This window comes from Streptomyces sp. 8N114, assembly GCF_052245835.1.
Lineage (GTDB): Bacteria > Actinomycetota > Actinomycetes > Streptomycetales > Streptomycetaceae > Streptomyces.
The window spans coordinates 84,538-99,621 of record NZ_JBQQBT010000003.1 but is presented as its reverse complement, the minus strand read 5'-3'; the positions used below and the strand labels follow the sequence as shown (position 1 = coordinate 99,621).

General features: G+C 69.3%; 13 protein-coding genes. 6 read left to right on the top strand and 7 right to left on the bottom strand.

Annotation, left to right across the window (positions count from 1 at the left end; translation table 11 throughout):
- Positions 1 to 10: 10 nt before the first annotated feature.
- Both ACTWQF_RS08585 and ACTWQF_RS08580 read left to right on the top strand, forming a co-directional pair.
- Positions 11 to 1,747, top strand: a complete 1,737-nt coding sequence (locus ACTWQF_RS08585; protein WP_443278582.1) for an IlvD/Edd family dehydratase — start codon at positions 11 to 13, stop codon at positions 1,745 to 1,747.
- A gap of 41 nt (positions 1,748 to 1,788) precedes the next feature.
- Positions 1,789 to 2,985 (top strand): fumarylacetoacetate hydrolase family protein, encoded by a 1,197-nt coding sequence (locus ACTWQF_RS08580; protein ID WP_443278581.1) that lies wholly within the window; start codon positions 1,789 to 1,791, stop codon positions 2,983 to 2,985.
- Positions 2,986 to 3,212: 227 nt separating this feature from the next.
- Here the strand turns inward: ACTWQF_RS08580 and ACTWQF_RS08575 are convergent, their stop codons facing one another.
- The 3 genes from ACTWQF_RS08575 to ACTWQF_RS08565 all read right to left on the bottom strand — a co-directional run bounded on the left by ACTWQF_RS08575 (position 3,213) and on the right by ACTWQF_RS08565 (position 7,419).
- A complete protein-coding gene (locus tag ACTWQF_RS08575) occupies positions 3,213 to 4,157 on the bottom strand; it encodes an alpha/beta fold hydrolase (RefSeq protein WP_443278580.1) in 945 nt (314 codons plus the stop codon).
- 169 nt (positions 4,158 to 4,326) lie between these two features.
- The gene (locus tag ACTWQF_RS08570) at positions 4,327 to 5,688 is read right to left on the bottom strand and encodes a protein kinase domain-containing protein (RefSeq protein WP_443278579.1); all 1,362 of its coding nucleotides are present in this window, start codon (positions 5,686 to 5,688) and stop codon (positions 4,327 to 4,329) included.
- Positions 5,689 to 6,612: 924 nt separating this feature from the next.
- Positions 6,613 to 7,419, bottom strand: a complete 807-nt coding sequence (locus tag ACTWQF_RS08565; protein WP_443278578.1) for a DeoR/GlpR family DNA-binding transcription regulator — start codon at positions 7,417 to 7,419, stop codon at positions 6,613 to 6,615.
- A 103-nt stretch (positions 7,420 to 7,522) separates the two neighbouring features.
- On the opposite strand from ACTWQF_RS08565, the gene ACTWQF_RS08560 reads away from it, so the two are divergent.
- The 3 genes from ACTWQF_RS08560 (at position 7,523) to ACTWQF_RS08550 (ending at position 10,182) form a co-directional block, all read left to right on the top strand.
- A complete protein-coding gene (locus ACTWQF_RS08560; protein WP_443278577.1) occupies positions 7,523 to 8,170 on the top strand; it encodes a bifunctional 4-hydroxy-2-oxoglutarate aldolase/2-dehydro-3-deoxy-phosphogluconate aldolase in 648 nt (215 codons plus the stop codon).
- Positions 8,171 to 8,290: 120 nt separating this feature from the next.
- The gene (locus tag ACTWQF_RS08555) at positions 8,291 to 9,601 is read left to right on the top strand and encodes an MFS transporter (RefSeq protein WP_443278576.1); all 1,311 of its coding nucleotides are present in this window, start codon (positions 8,291 to 8,293) and stop codon (positions 9,599 to 9,601) included.
- Entirely contained in the window at positions 9,598 to 10,182 is a 585-nt protein-coding gene (locus tag ACTWQF_RS08550; RefSeq protein WP_443278575.1) for an AAA family ATPase, read from the top strand. The genes ACTWQF_RS08555 and ACTWQF_RS08550 overlap by 4 nt, the downstream gene beginning before the upstream one ends.
- Positions 10,183 to 10,280: 98 nt before the next feature.
- On the opposite strand, the gene ACTWQF_RS08545 is transcribed toward ACTWQF_RS08550, so the two are convergent.
- Together ACTWQF_RS08545 and ACTWQF_RS08540 are read right to left on the bottom strand one after the other, a co-directional pair.
- Entirely contained in the window at positions 10,281 to 12,011 is a 1,731-nt protein-coding gene (locus ACTWQF_RS08545) for a hypothetical protein (RefSeq protein ID WP_443278574.1), read from the bottom strand.
- Positions 12,011 to 12,322, bottom strand: a complete 312-nt coding sequence (locus ACTWQF_RS08540; RefSeq protein WP_443278573.1) for a hypothetical protein — start codon at positions 12,320 to 12,322, stop codon at positions 12,011 to 12,013. The genes ACTWQF_RS08545 and ACTWQF_RS08540 overlap by 1 nt, the downstream gene beginning before the upstream one ends.
- Positions 12,323 to 12,931: 609 nt before the next feature.
- On the opposite strand from ACTWQF_RS08540, the gene ACTWQF_RS08535 reads away from it, so the two are divergent.
- On the top strand, positions 12,932 to 13,672 hold the full coding sequence (locus ACTWQF_RS08535) for a class I SAM-dependent methyltransferase (RefSeq protein ID WP_443278572.1): 741 nt from the start codon (positions 12,932 to 12,934) through the stop codon (positions 13,670 to 13,672).
- 101 nt (positions 13,673 to 13,773) lie between these two features.
- Here the strand turns inward: ACTWQF_RS08535 and ACTWQF_RS08530 are convergent, their stop codons facing one another.
- Together ACTWQF_RS08530 and ACTWQF_RS08525 are read right to left on the bottom strand one after the other, a co-directional pair.
- Positions 13,774 to 14,073, bottom strand: coding sequence for a DUF6506 family protein (locus ACTWQF_RS08530; RefSeq protein WP_443278571.1), 300 nt, complete (start codon positions 14,071 to 14,073; stop codon positions 13,774 to 13,776).
- Between the two features lie 253 nt (positions 14,074 to 14,326).
- The gene (locus tag ACTWQF_RS08525) at positions 14,327 to 15,070 is read right to left on the bottom strand and encodes a helix-turn-helix transcriptional regulator (RefSeq protein ID WP_443278570.1); all 744 of its coding nucleotides are present in this window, start codon (positions 15,068 to 15,070) and stop codon (positions 14,327 to 14,329) included.
- Positions 15,071 to 15,084 lie beyond the last annotated feature (14 nt).

Sequence of the window (15,084 nt, the reverse complement as noted above, 5' to 3'; positions counted from 1 at the left end):
GAGTGCACTCTTGACGGACGAGAAGCAGCCGAACCGCCGCAGCCAGGCGTGGTTCGGGGCGAGCGGCCGCAGTGGGATGGTGTACCGGTCCTGGATGCGCAACCAGGGCTTCGGCCATGAGGTGTTCGACGGGCGCCCGGTCATCGGCATCGCCACCAGCGCCTCGGAACTCGCCCCGTGCAATGCCCATCTGACCCGCGTCGCCGAGGCGGTCAAGCGCGGCGTCTGGCAGGCCGGCGGCTTCCCGCTGCAGTTCCCCACCATGGCCACCGGCGAGACGCTGATGCGCCCCACCGCCATGCTCTACCGCAACCTCATGGCCATGGAGGTCGAGGAGCTCATCCGGGCCAACCCGCTCGACGGCGTCGTGCTGCTGTCCGGCTGCGACAAGACCACGCCCGCCATGCTCATGGGCGCCGCCAGCGTCGACCTGCCAGCGCTCATGGTCACCGGCGGCCCGATGCTCAACGGCAAGTACCGGGGCGAGGACGTCGGATCCGGCACCCACGTGTGGAAGTTCGAAGAGGACCTGAAGACCGGCAGGATGACCCAGGAGGAATGCTCCTTCGCCGAGGGCTGCATGGCCCGCTCGGACGGCCACTGCATGACCATGGGGACGGCCTCCACGATGGCCTGCATGGCTGAGGTACTCGGCATGCAGCTCCCGGGATCCGCGACCTGGCCCGCCGTCGACTCCCGGCGGATGGAGACCGCACAGGCGGCGGGGCAGCGCATCGTGCAGATGGTGCACCAAGAACTGCGCCCCTCCCACATCCTGACCCGGGAGGCGTTCGAGAACGCCATCCGTACCAACGCGGCCATCGGCGGCTCCACCAACGCGATCATCCACCTCACCGCCCTGGCCGGGCGGGTCGGCGTCGAGCTGGCCCCCGAGGACTTCGACGCCCTGGCCCGTGCAGTGCCGACTCTGGTCAACCTGATGCCCAGCGGAAAGTACCTGATGGAGGACTTCTGTTACGCGGGCGGGCTGCCCGCCGTCCTGGGCGAGCTCCTCCGCGGTGGACTGCTGCACGGCGAGCAGATCACCGTCACCGGCCGCGGCATCGCCGAGAACGTCGCGGACGCCGAGCGGGTCGACCCCGAAGTCATCACCGGCCTGGAAGCGCCGTTCCAGCCGGCCGGCACCGGCACCGCCGTACTGCGCGGCAACCTGTGCCCCGACGGCGCGGTGATCAAGCAGTCCGCCGCGTCACCACACCTGCTCACCCACCGCGGTCCGGCGCGCGTCTTCGACTCTCCCGAGGCGTATCACGCGGTCTGCGACGACCCGGAGCTCGACGTGGACGAGAACACCGTCCTCGTCATCCGCAACGCCGGGCCCAAGGGCTACCCCGGCATGCCCGAAGTCTCCAACGTCCCGTTGCCCACCAAGCTGCTGAAGGCGGGCGTCACCGACATGGTGCGTATCTGCGACGGCCGGATGAGCGGCACCGGCTACGGCACCGTGGTCCTCCACGTGACACCCGAGGCCGCCGTCGGCGGGCCCCTCGCCCTGGTGCGCGACGGTGACCCGGTCGTTCTCGACGTTCCGAACCGCACACTGCGCCTGCACGTGGACGACGCCGAGCTCGAGCGGCGCCGGGCCGCGTGGAAGCCGCCCGCCCCACAGCACACCAGCGGCTACGCCTGGCTCTACACCCAGCACGTCCAACAGGCCGACCAGGGCGCTGACTTCGACTTCCTCCGCGGCTTCCGGGGCTACGACGTGCCCCGCGACTCCCACTGACCCGTGCCCAGCAACACCCCTTCGCCCCCAGGAGTAACACCGTGAACCCGGCAGCCCGCCACCGTCCGGCCCTGTCGCCCGGTTCCGTCCTTCCGGACGATGCCGATAACGCGACCCTCGTCGCCCGCGTGCACGAGCCGGAGTGGGGCGGCCCGTGTGTGGCCGCGGTGCGGGGCGAGTACGTCATCGACCTGACCGCCCTCGCCCCCACGGTCTGCGACCTGCTGGAACGCGAAGGCCCGGATACGATCGCCGCGATCGTGCACGACGCGCCCGGCGGACGCTCGTGGCGGCTCAGCGAGCTGCTGGAGTCCACGGCGGCCGGCCGCCGGGATGTCCCGCACCTGCTCGCCCCCGTCGACCTCCAGGTGATCAAGGCCGCGGGCGTCACTTTCGCCCGCAGTCTGCTGGAGCGGGTCATCGAGGAGCGCACCGGCGGCGACCCGGCGCTGGCCGCCCGCGTGCGCGAGCGCGTCGTGAACGCGGTCGGGGGCGCCCTCGCTCACCTGCGCCCCGGGTCACCGGAGGCCGCCAAGGCCAAGGAGCTGCTGGTCTCCGAAGGGCTGTGGTCGCCGTATCTGGAGGTCGGCATCGGTCCGGACCCGGAGGTGTTCACCAAGGCGCCGGTGCTGTCCGCGGTGGGCACCGGGGCCGACATCGGCGTGCTCGCGGCCTCGGTGTGGAACAACCCCGAGCCCGAGGTCGTCCTCGCCGTGGACTCGCGCGGCCGGCTGCGCGGCGCCACGCTCGGCAACGACGTCAATCTCCGCGACATCGAGGGGCGCAGCGCGCTGCTGCTGTCCCAGGCCAAGGACAACAACGCCTCCTGCGCGATCGGCCCCTTCCTCCGCCTTCTCGACGACGGGTTCGGCCTGGACGACGTGCGCGGGCTGGACATCGAGCTACGGGTCGACGGCCGGGACGGCCATGTGCTGCACGGCAGCAGCTCGATGCGGGAGATCAGCCGCGACGTGCTCGACCTCGTCGCCTCCGTGCACGGCCCGCACCACCAGTACCCCGACGGCTTCGTGCTGTTCACCGGCACACTCTTCGCTCCCACCGAGGACCGGCACGCCCCCGGTGCGGGCTTCACCCACGAGCACGGCGACATCGTGCGGATCTCCAGCCCCCGGCTCGGTGCCCTGGTCAACACCGTCGCCTCCAGCGAGCAGGCCGCGCCGTGGGAATTCGGGCTGCGCGCGCTGATGCACAACCTGGCCGAGCGCGGCGTGCTGTGAGCCCCGGCCTCCTTCGTCGTTCGCCCCCGTTCTCCGCAGGAGGCCCTCCGTGCACGCTGCGACGCACACTCCCGACACGGCAGCCGGCCTCCGTCGATAGCCGCAGCGGTGCCGCTCCAGCTCGGAGGAACCCCTTGGTGTGATGGTCCGTCACCGCGCGAGCCATCACACCGGGGTACGCCACCGGCTCGCCGATGGTCGGCATCGGACCGGTCTACCAGGGTGATTCAGGAGATCGACCTGGCTGCACCTTGGTTGCTTCGGATGATCTGAGCGATTTCCGCAGCGTGGGTGAAGACCAGCCGGTGATCGGCATCGAGCCACGACGTGGAGATGTGCGGCCGTTCGCGAACGAGCTGCTCCATGCCGGCACGCCAGAGCTGGTTGTGCCGTGGCGCACGCCCTTCGGTGCTGTCACCGGCTATGGAGGCCGACATGATCGCGCAGATGGGGTGGTCGATCTTTCGGTACCGGTCGAGGATCGCGGACCGGACCACATCCATTTCGAGGTTCAGGTCGTGGATGTCCTGTGCGGTGAGCAGCACCTGGTGCGCGGTGCCCTTGGACCGCTCGGCCTCCGTGGCCAGGTCGTCTGCCATGGCGCGGAATACCGCCAGGTCGGTGTCGGTGATGAACGGCTCGGGCAGCGGGTTCGCGCCGTCGATGAGGACCAGCTCGGCGATGTCGCCAGGACGCTCGGAGGTGTAGTGCACGGCCAGGTCAGCGCCCAGCGAGTAGCCCACGAGGACAGGTGCCGAAGGCAGGTCGAGCTCCGCCAGCACGGCGACGAGATCGCTCAGAAACGCGTCGAAGGAGTACCGGTCGGCGGCCGAGGCGAGACCATGTCCCCTCAGGTCAAAGGTCACCACGTCATAGTCACGCCGAAGAAGCGCGGTCAGCTCGTGCAGGTCGGCCTGCGTCGAGTTCAGCCCCGGACACAGGACCAGCGGCCGTCCCCGGCCACCGCGGGATACCGGGATCGTGACGCCGTCGTGGTGGACCGTGAAGTGCCGCACAGCGCAGTCGCCTCTCTCACTGCGTTCCCCGCCCTCCGTCGGCATGCCGGTGCCTGCCCGATGGTGAGGTCCCTGTTCGACTCCGTCCGCTACCGCGCGGGCGCTGTACGACGTGTGCTGTCCGGAGACCTCGCTCGCACTGTTTCTCGTAGTCATGGCCACCATGCTGAAAGGTTGCCCCTGCGTCAGGGTCAACCGTCGCACTGAAGAACAACTGCACCGGCAACCTCGACGCCGCCGCGACCAAGCCTGAACACCGGCCCCGCCAACTCGCCCACTCCCCCAGTCACTTCACCGGCCGTCGGCTCTGTTGGCTGAACCGGCGCTACGGGGTGTTCTTTGCGGCGCCCTCGCCCTGTTTCGCCGGGGCCTCGGCCGCCCTTTTCGCACCCTTTCCGCGGCGCTTTTCTCTCTCCTTGGCGGCCTTCTTGCGCTCTTCAGCAGTCTTTTCCCCTGCTTCCGTCTGCCGATTCCGTGCTTCCTCGGTCGATTCCGGCCGCTCTTCTGCGGTCTTCTTCCGGGCTTCCCCTGCCTCTTTCGCATCCTCGACCGTTCCGGCACCCTCGACCGGTCCGGCATCCTCGTCCTGCCCCGGCATCGTCGGTGATGTGGCGGGCCGGGGGGCTTCCCGCTTCGGTGGGGTACTGGATTCGGGGGGCGAGGAATCAGGCGTGCCGGGGGCGGGCCGGGAGGACGGTGATCCCGCATCGCCGCCGAAGAAGACGTACCCCAGGGCGGCCGAGGCGCCGAGGACAACGGAAACCGAGACCGCGAGGAGAGCGGCAGTGCGCCGAGGCTGCCGCCCACTGGTCGACGGCTGGGCCGTCCGGACGGTGGGCGGCTCGCTCGGCACCTCACGGCTCCAGACGCCCTGGATCGCAACGCCCCGGTGACCGGCCTTCAGACGCTCGGCGACCTGTGCCGCGGTCGGACGCGCGGTCACGTCCTTGTCGAGCATCTCCAGGACCAGCGCGGACACCCCAGCCGGTATCTCCGGGCGCAGCCGCCGAGGAGGAACGGGGGCGGCCTCGATGTGCTGGGAAACAACGGCGCCTGCCTCCCCGGTGAAGGGCGGCTGCCCGCACAGCAGTTCGTACAGCACGCAGCCCAGCGCGTACACGTCCGCCGCAGGGCCTGCGGGTGCGCCCATGCCGTGCTCCGGCGCCAGGTAGGAGCTGGTGCCGAGCTGGTCCCCGGTCGAGGTCGGAGCTGCGTCGGCCCGGCCGACGCCGCGGGTGCTCACGAAGTCCGCGACCTTCACACCGCTCTCGGCGAGCAGCAGATTGCCGGGCTTGACGTTGCGGTGCACGACCCCGGCGCTGTGTGCCGCCGCGAGGCCCGCTGCAGCCTGCCGCACATACCGGCACGCCTCTTCGACCGCCAACGGTCCGCTCCGCTCGGCAAGTTCAACCCGGAGGCTGTGTCCGTGCACAAGTTCCATCACCAGGTAGCAGAGGCCCTGCTCCTCGCCGAAGTCGTAGACCGCCAGAACGTGAGGGTGGATCAGCGCTGCAGCACTCCATGCCTCCTGCCGGAAGAGTTCCCTGGCCTCGGGAAGGGCGGCCTCGTCCCACAGCAGCTTGATGGCGACCTGCCTGCCCAGCGTCGTGTCCTCGGCGCGCCAGATCTCGCCCGTACCCCCACGGCTGAGCACCTCGACCAGCCGATACCGCCCTGCCTCCAGCATGACCTCACACCGTTCCTCTGCTCCCCGGCACCGCAACTCCCCCGCGGGCTGTTCGACGGCGTACGTACACCACAGGACCCGGCGCGGGCGAGGCTCAACCTCGCCCGCGCCGGGGCAGATCCGCACGCACGGGGAACCTGCGGATCCGGCTCGCCGATGACCAGTCGGCTCACCCTCCACAGCGCCACCGGCCCGCTGATCGTCACACCCTCGCTGATCGGTGACCGACGCAACTGCCACACGGTCCGGTATCGGGCGCATTTTTCGGCGTGCCCATAACCGCCACTCCATCCGGCAACGCACGTTGCGGTGCTGACTCGCTTTCACGTCTGCCGGGCCCACGGCCGGCGCCGGACCTGGAGGCTCCGCGGACGCGCCGCCTCCGGGTGGCGAAGCGGGGCCCGGTGACCGAGGCCAAGTGCCCCGGCCGCTGTGCGTCACAGGGCTCCGCCGCCGCCTCCCAAGGCGGCCCGGAAGTGCAGAGCGCCTTTGGCCACCGTCTGTTGGCAGTGAGGGAACCCCGTCTGTGGGGTGCACGAGGCGCTTTGAGGGAGCGTCGGCTGGGCCGCAAGGGCCGAACCAGCGGATGCCGCCACCACTACAGCGGCACAGAACAGGGCCTTTCCAAACATCCCGGACCTCCGAAGCGCTCAGCGATGCGGGCCCTTCGCGGGCCTGCGAGAAAGCCTTATGTGCAGCAGAAACCGATCCTGTGCCACCACGCCGGGATTCCTCCCTACGAGCCCCCACACAACTCGCATCAGGCACTCGGTCAGCCCTGCGCGGAAGTACGGAAAACCTTCTCGACTCGCGGCCACCGTCCTCCGGCAAGCTCATGCCTTCATCAGCTGTCACCCCACCCAGCACCAGGACACACCGATGGGCGGGACCGTCGTCATACGGCTGCCCGGCCGATCTCCGCCCTCAGACGACTGCCACGTCCGGACGCAGCACGGACGGGCCCTCTTCCATGATCCGGTCGGCCACCTCGGGGGGCAGGCCGACGTCGGTCACGACGGTGTCGAGCCCGTCGAGGGCGGTGACCCTGAAGCGCTCGACGGTGCCCCACTTCGTACTGTCGGCGAGCAGCGCGACGGAGGCGGCGGCCTCCATCACCGTCTGCTTGAGCAGCACCTTCTCGGTGGAGTGGCTGGTGACGCCGTGGGTCAGGTCCCAGGAGCCGGCGCTGAGGAAGCAGAGGTCGATGTTGAGCGTGCTGATCGTCCGGGCGGCGAGCGGCCCGCTGCTCGAACCGCTCGCCGCATCCACCTCGCCACCGGTGTGGACGGCGTGCGCGGACGGCAGGTCGCACAGCGCCAGCGCGGCGTGGAAGTCGTTGGTGACGACGGTGAGGTCCTGGTGAGCGGCGAGGAGCGGCACCACCGACTGACAGGTCGTCCCCGCGTCGAGGAAGATGACCATGCCGTCCTCGACGAGCCCAGCGGCTGTCCCGGCGATGGCGCGCTTGCGGGGCATCTCCAGGGCCGCCCGCGAAGCGCGCTCGCGGGGCGGTGCGTGGCCGGTCCCGTCGGCGAGCCGTACCCCGCCCTGCACCGAGACGACCCGGCCGCTCTTCTCGAGCGCGGCGATGTCCCGGCGCACCGTCATATGGGAGACGTTCAGCGCGGTGGTCAGGTCGCGGATGCTGAGCACTCCGCTGCTCCGCAGCAGGCGCAGCAGTTCCTGATGGCGTTGCTCGGGGATCAACGGTGCCCGGTCGGCCCTGCTCACTGCGTCTCGTCTCCTCGAAGCCTGGGTGCGGATCGGCGCCAGCCTAACTTCGTGTAACGCGGGGCGTGACAACATGTGAATCGATGTTCTAGCGTGTGCCGCTATGGTAACAAAGTTTAACGCCCTGGATTCGATCACCCGTACGGGCGCCCTGTTGATCGTCCGCCTGGACAGCGCCGAGGAGGCGCTGGCCGTCTCGGAAGCGGCGATCGAGGGCGGTATCCGGGCGCTGGAAATCACCCTCTCGGTGCCGGGCGCGCTGGGGGTGATCTCGACGCTCGCCGACCGCTACGGCGACGACGGGGTCGTCGTCGGCGCCGGCACGGTGCTGGACGAGCAGACGGCCCGAACCTGCGTCTTGGCGGGGGCACGGTTGCTGGTCAGCCCCAACCTCAACCCGGGGATGATCGAGACGGCCAACCGCTACCAGGCCGTCACCGTCAGCGGGGCCTTCACTCCGTCGGAGATCGTCGACACGATGCAGGCGGGCGCCGACATCGTGAAGCTCTTCCCGGCCGAGTTCGTCGGGCCCGACTACGTCCGCACGGTCCGGGCCCCACTCCCGCAGGCACCGCTGATGCCCACGGGGGGCGTCACTCCCGACAACGTCAAGGAGTGGTTCGACGCCGGCGTCGTCGCCGTCGGAGTAGGCAGCTTCGTGACGAAGGCCGCCCGGGTCGACGGCAACTACGGCCGGGTCACCGAGGCCGCCGCCACCACGCTGCGCGCCATCGAAGGGGCACGTGCCTGATCCTCCGGGCCGCCATACCTCTCCGCTCGCTCCCCGCTCCCCTCCCCCACTCGCCCCTCCGCTCATCCCCTCGCCGCTCACCTCCCCAACTTGCACGGTGGTCATTTCAAGGAGCTCCCCATGGCCCAGCAGTCCCTCACGTCCCCCTCGCTCGACCCCGCCGACGGCGCCGCTCCGTGGAAGTCGATCCGCATCCGCTGGGTCCTGGTGGCCCTCCTGGTGATCGGCGGTGTCGTCAACTACCTCGACCGCGCCACCCTGAGCGTCGCCAATACGACCATCGCCGACGAGTTCGGCCTGAGCGCCACCGAGATGGGCCTGCTGCTCGCGGCCTTCTCCTGGCCGTACGCCATCGCCAACCTCCCGGCCGGCTACCTCGTCGACCGTTTCGGCCCCAAGCGCATGTACGCCTGGGCAGCCGGGCTCTGGTCGCTGATGACGATGGTCACGGCAGCCGCGCACAACTTCGGCCTGCTCTACGCGGGCCGGGTCGCTCTCGGTGTCGCCGAGTCCCCGTTCTTCACCGCCAGTCTGAAGGTCAACGAGCGGTGGTTCGCCAAGAACGAGCGCGCCCTGCCGGTCTCGATCGTCAACACGGGGTCGCAGATAGCCAACGCCATCGCCCCGCCACTGCTCACCGCCCTGCTGCTGACGTTCGGGTGGCGCGGCATGTTCCTCATCGTGGGCGCGCTGGGCATCGTCGTCATGCTGGTGTGGCTGCGCATCTACCGGGATCCCACCCTGCGCGAGCAGGCGCTGATCAAGGGCGAGGAGGCGGCGCAGGCGGCAGCGGAGGCCCGCGACACGTCCGGTGAGAAGAAGGCGGGTTGGGGAACGCTGTTCCGGCAGCCCAACACCTACTTCATGATGCTCGGTGCTTTCGGCATCTTCTACACGGTCTGGGTCTACCTGACCTGGCTGCCGAGCTACCTGGAAACCTCTCGCGGTTTCAGCCTCTCCGAGACCGGCTGGCTGTCTTCCCTGCCCTACCTCTGCGGCATCGTCGGTGTCCTCTTCGGCGGTCTCCTGTCCGGGCGCCTGATCCGCCGGGGATTCTCCGCGGTCTCCTCTCGCAAGGTGCCCATTGTCGGGGGCGCGGTGCTGGCGGCTGCGGCGGTGCTGCCCGTGGCGTACGTCGAGAGCACTCCGCTCGCCATCGCCCTGCTGTCCCTCGGCTACTTCGCCGCGCAGGTGCCGACGGGCTGCCTGTGGACCCTCGCTTCCGACATCGCGGAGCCGCACCAGGTGGCTTCGCTGGGCGCCATCCAGAACTTCGGCGGCTTCCTCGGCGCCGCGCTGGCGCCGATGGTCACCGGCGCTATCCTCGACGCCACGGGCAACAACTACACCCTGGTCTTCCTGGTCGGCGGCGCACTGCTGCTCGTCGGCGCCCTCTCCTACCAGTTCTTCGTCAAGGAGCGCCGGGCATGAGCACTCTCCGTGCCTTCTTCGTGATCGGGCCGGCCGGCTCCGGGAAGACCAGCGTGGCCAGACTGCTGGCGGAAATGTCCGGCGCTGCCTACCTCGACAAGGACACCGTCTGTACGAGGCTCACCGAAGCGCTGCTCGAACTCGCAGGCACGGACCCCGCCCAGCGCGATCTCAACCCGTACTACCAGTCCGAGGTGATGGACCTCGAGTATCTGACGCTCCTGGACCTGGCCCGGGACAACCTGGCGGTAGGCCGGCCGGTTGTGCTGGACGCCCCGTTCGGCCGCTACTTCCCCCGGCCCGGATACCTGGAGGAGGCGGCCGAACGGCACTCCTGGCCACAGCATGTCGAACCCGTCGTCGTGCAGGTCCACGTGGACTCCGAGACCGCCCGCGAGCGGGTCCGTGCCCGCGGCTACACCAGGGACCTGTCCAAGCTCGCCGACTGGGACGCCTTCTGGAAGAAGGCGCAGGAGAACGAGTGCGAGTGGACGGGCGCGCGTCGGCTGGTGTTCGACAACCGGGCCGACGGCGCCGTGACGACGGCGGCGGTTGCACACGCCCTGGACGGCCTGACCTGACGAGGGACGGTACGGGCGATCCGAATCCTTGAAACGGGTCGCCGCGTGGCCCGCATGCGCTCGCCTCCAGCGACCAGGAAGGCACGGGGACGGGCAGGTCAGTTGATGGGTACGAAGTTGCGCCTGCCGGTTTTCGGGTCGGGTGCTCCGAGGTACTGCTGGTCGACGACTCGGTCGCCCTTTTCTTCCGCCTTGGCCTCCAAGCCGAAGGGGATGCCGTCGATCGTGAGCTTCCCGCCCAGCTTCAGCTCGGATGCCTTCCCCTTGTAGGAGACGGCGCTGACCTGCCCACGGTTGTGTGCCAGCTTGGAGAAGAGGTCCCCGTCGGGAGCAGGCGGACTGGTAGGGACGGCGGGGCCTGCCAGGGCAGCAGGGGGCGGCGCCTTCAGCCATTTCCGGGCGGCGGCCTGTTCCTCGGGGTTCGTACTGATCGGCACATTGACCGTCACCACATTGGTGCGGGTGCGCCCTTCTTTGTACGTCCCCGAAACGCCTGCCTTCTCGCCCCCGATATCGCCGCCGAACGTTCCGCCGAACTTCCCTTCCACCGTCTGGATGAGCCGGACGGTGGTGATATTGGTGTCGGGGTCCGGGTTGTTCTTGTCCCGGACCACCTGAATCGTGCCGTTGACGACCTGACCGAACTCGGTCTTCACCACTTTCCCCCTGACGAGCGAGGGTTCCACGGTGAAGTCCCTGCTCAGCGTCACCGAGGGCCGCTGGGGATCCATCGTGCTGGTGATGCTGGAGAGGTTGCCGCCGAACTTGATCCCGGGAGTGACGTTTCCGACGCCGATCGACCCGTCCACCTCGACACCCATCGTCGTGGCCTTGATTTTCGGCTGACCGATCCGTTTCAGCACGTCCGGGAGCCGCGCCTTGGCAAACATGACGCCGATGAGGTTTGTGCCGTTCAGCTGCCTGTGCAGAAAGTACGCCTCGTCGATGTCCTTCCGCAGCTTCTCCGCCTCCGCCTTGTTCTTGAACACCCAGGTGTCGCCGAGTTCGAACTTCACCGTGCCGCCGATCGAGATCCCCTTCTTGTCGGGTCTGTCGGCCTTGGCGCCGAGCTGCTCGTTGTCGATCATGGTGACGCGGTAGGTGCCGTCGCTCATCTGCTCGGTGCGGAGGGCGTAGCCGTCACCGATCTCGAAGATGCCGATCGAGAGTTTGGTGCCGCCTCCGCTCTCATGGCTGGAGGTCTTGTAGGGCACGACCTTGAAGTAGGCAAGCTGCGTGGCCCGCTGCAGCACGTCCGCGGGAAGCCCTTTGAGGGTTTCCAGCGCCTCGGGCTTCAGATACAGGTACTGCTCGCGCTGCGCGGGGCTCAGTCCGGCCCACCACTTGGCGATCGCCTGCTCGCCTGCGTTCGGCTTCGGTACGGCGTTGAGGTCGACCGGGTCGGCGGCGAGCAGGGCACCCGCGTCCAGCTTGACGGAGAGCGGAGCGGCCTTCCGGACCTGCTCCAGCCGATCACACCGGGCCCGGATGTCGGCCGCGGTCTGTCTTAGGAACGGATCGACGGAGCCCGGCAGCGGCCCGCCCGCCAGCGCCTCGCCTTGTGTCCTGGGCCCCGGCAGGTACCCCGTCGGGATGCCGTACACCTTCGAGATCGGCATCGCGCCCGTGGCCGTCGGCACCCCCGGGCGGTCCACCAGCGGCTGCAGCTCCGGGCTCGTACTCGCCTCCTGGGGCGCCATATCGGCGGCTGCCGCCTCCAGGATCTGCGACAGCTGACGGTGCATCGGCACGATGGAGCCCGCCACCGAGTCCAGATGCCCTGCCAGCTCCCGTACACGCGCCGGGTCGAAGCCCTGGAAACCGCCCATCAGTTACCTCCGGTCGGGGCTGCCGCAGCCTCTCGGTCGAGCAGTTCGGCCTCCTGGTCCCAGCGCCTGGCAGTGCCACGTACCCCGTTCGCCAAGCCCTCCAGCGCACGCTGACGCTTGCGCAGCTCCCCCGTGACGCGCTCGGCGTACGGGCCCGACCACACCCCGTCGGCACTCGCCCTGGCCACCCCCGTATCCAGCGTGGAACCCAACGAACCAGCCACGCCGCGGGCCTGCGCCGCGCGCTGCCGCAGCCGCCCCGCCCGTGCCCGCGCCTGCTCCGGCGTCTCCCCCGGCCTCATCGTCCCCACATCCGCCCAGTCTTCGACGCACGCCCCGCACACCCCAACAACCCCTCGGCTGAAGTTGTGGCCGCACAGGCGGCCACGGCAGCCGTCCTTTGCCCAGCGTTCAAGGGTCTCCCCATCCATGGCAGTACTGTTCGCCGGCCCGAACACTCCTCACCTTTCCTGGAAACCCTGCGCGACGCCTTAGCACAGAGCGCCAAGATGGCGTTCTTTCGGTAGCCGCGCCCTACGGCAAAAGCCCCAAGGGGGCAACGTCGCACGGCTGGTACGCACCCTCATCCTGCGGCCCGAGTCGACCACCTGGCTCACCGGTCCGGAAGCCGTCCGGGCTTTCGCCGCCGAGCACGGACACACACGTCGGCACCACCTTGTCCCGGCCGCCCGCGGTGGGGCTTGGGGTCCGCCGGAGCGCGTGGACGATCGCGGCGGCGGTCGGCAGACGCGTACGCCCGCCCGTAGAGGAGGCCGGGACGATGTCCGCATCTTTGTGGCTTCTGCCAGTACGACGGTGGCCGGGGTGCGGAGAGACTGCCGGCCAGAGGCTGCGGCGCCTGCCGGGACGGGAGTGAGGCCGAGGCCAAGGACATGACGAAGCACAGAGGAGGTCAACAAGTGAGCGTGCAGCAGTATGACGAGATAGGTGAGGCGTTCGAGGGCTTCAAGGCCCTGCCGCTGACGCAGTACGGGGAGGTGCCCAGCTTCCTGGCCATGGTCGGGGACGTGCGCGGCAAGTCGGTCCTCGACCTGGCCTCCGGCACCGGCTTCTACAGCAGGGAGTTCAAGCGGCGCGGCGCCACGGAGGTGCTCGGAGTCGACATCTCCGGTGAAATGGTCGCCGTGGCAAGGGGGTTGGAGGAGCGCGGTCCGCTGGGTGTGCGCTACGAGGTGGGCGACGTGTCCGAACTGCGACCCCTTGGGCGGCGCTTCGACGTCGCCACGGGGGTCCAGCTGCTCAACTACGCGGAGGACATCGCGGCCATGGAACAGATGTGCCGCAACGTGCACCGGAGCCTGAAGCCCGGCGCCGAGTTCTTCGTGCTCGCCCAGAAGCCCGACTACCGCTTCGACGGGCCATCCCTGGAAAAGTACGGCTTCCTCTGCGAGCCCACCGGCGAGGAGATCGAGACCGGACCGCGATTCCGGGTCACAGCGCTGCTCGACCCGCCGGTCGAGATCGTCACCACGAGCCCGCGCTGCGAGGTCTACGAAAGGTGCCTGCGGGCGGCGGGATTCGGCGAGTTGGCCTGGGTCCCACTGGAGGTGTCCGACGCCGGCGTGCGCAAGTTCGGTGCGGACTTCTGGGCGGACTTCCTCGCCAATCCCCCGCTGGAGATGCTGCGCTGCCGCGCCTGACGACGGACCAGGACTCCCGTAAGCGGCCTGCCCGGCGAGGGGTGCTCGGGCAGCCGCCTCCTTCGAACGAAGTCTCCTTCGGGTGAAGGAGGCGGCATACGTCAGGAGAAGATCGCGTGCACCTGATCGACCGCTTCGGGCCCATAGCCCACCACGCCCACGGGGACCGCGCCGTCGATCGCCTCGATGACACGCCCGGCCCACACCGGCCCGAACCCCCCGCACAGTTCGATCAGTTGCACGCCCTCGTCCACCAGGCGGCGCGCGACCTCGATGCCTTCCTCGGGCTTCTCCACCCCGACGAACACACTGCGGCACGTACCCGTGGCCACGACGCTGACATCGCCACCTGCCGCGCTGCCGTCCGCCGTGTAGATGAACCCCCAGTGCGTGAGCGCCATGCGTATCGACCTCCCTTGATCGTCAGAGCCACCAGCCAAGCAGAGCAAGGGCGGCACTGGCCTGGATCGGAGATGATCCGTAAGTGATCTGCGCCGCATTCCGGATGCCCGCACCATCCACCCACAACAACCCCGACCACACTCGCGCATGACCCGTCGGACAAGCGCTGGCCGCCTCGCCAGTTGCCGTACTTCTCCGGCAGGTACCCACTGCGTTCCGGTCCGGGGACGTGAAGGCGACCGCATCGATCAGCTACCGGGCCGGTGCCTTCCGTTTCTTGGGCGGAGGCGTGAGTGACGCCAGCGCGGTGGGCTGCACCGCGCCGGCGGCGGCCGAGCCGAGCAGCAGTTCCGCCAGGTCATGGGACTGAGCCTGCTCACTGGTTGGAGCTGCAGCTGTGATCCGGTCCAGCCGGAAGCCCCGTCCGGCCCGCCGCGTACGGCACCAGGCGATGAGGTACCACCGGCCGTCGGCGGTGAGCAGTCCGGCCGGTTCCACCACGCGGTCGCTTTCGCGTCCCGCCGCGTCGGTGTAGGACAGCCACAGAACGGCGTTTGTGGTCAGGGCCTGCTCCACTGCGGCGCGGACCGCGGAATTGTTCGGTGAGGGCACCGCAACGATCCGTGCGGCGAGTTCATGTGCCGCTGCCGAGGCGGGACCGGTCATCGAGGCCGCGATCTTCTGGGCTGCTGTGCGGGCCGCACCGGCGTACGGGGCGGAGGCGTCGACCGCGGCGAGCGCCACGGCCAAGGCCGAGGCTTCATCAGCGGTGAAGTGGATCGGGGGCAGGGTCATCTCCGGGTCGATCGACCAGCCCCCGCCCCGCCCGGGTGTGGTGCGCACCGGGACACCGGCCTCCATCAGCGCCTGAAGGTCGCGCTGTACCGTACGCCTGCTCACCTCGAATTGCGCCGCGAGCACCGCGACTGTCAGCGGCCGCGGCGCGGCCGCGCGCAACTCTTCCACCAGCGCATAGAGCCGAGCAGTGCGGTTCACGCAGCCCACGCTAC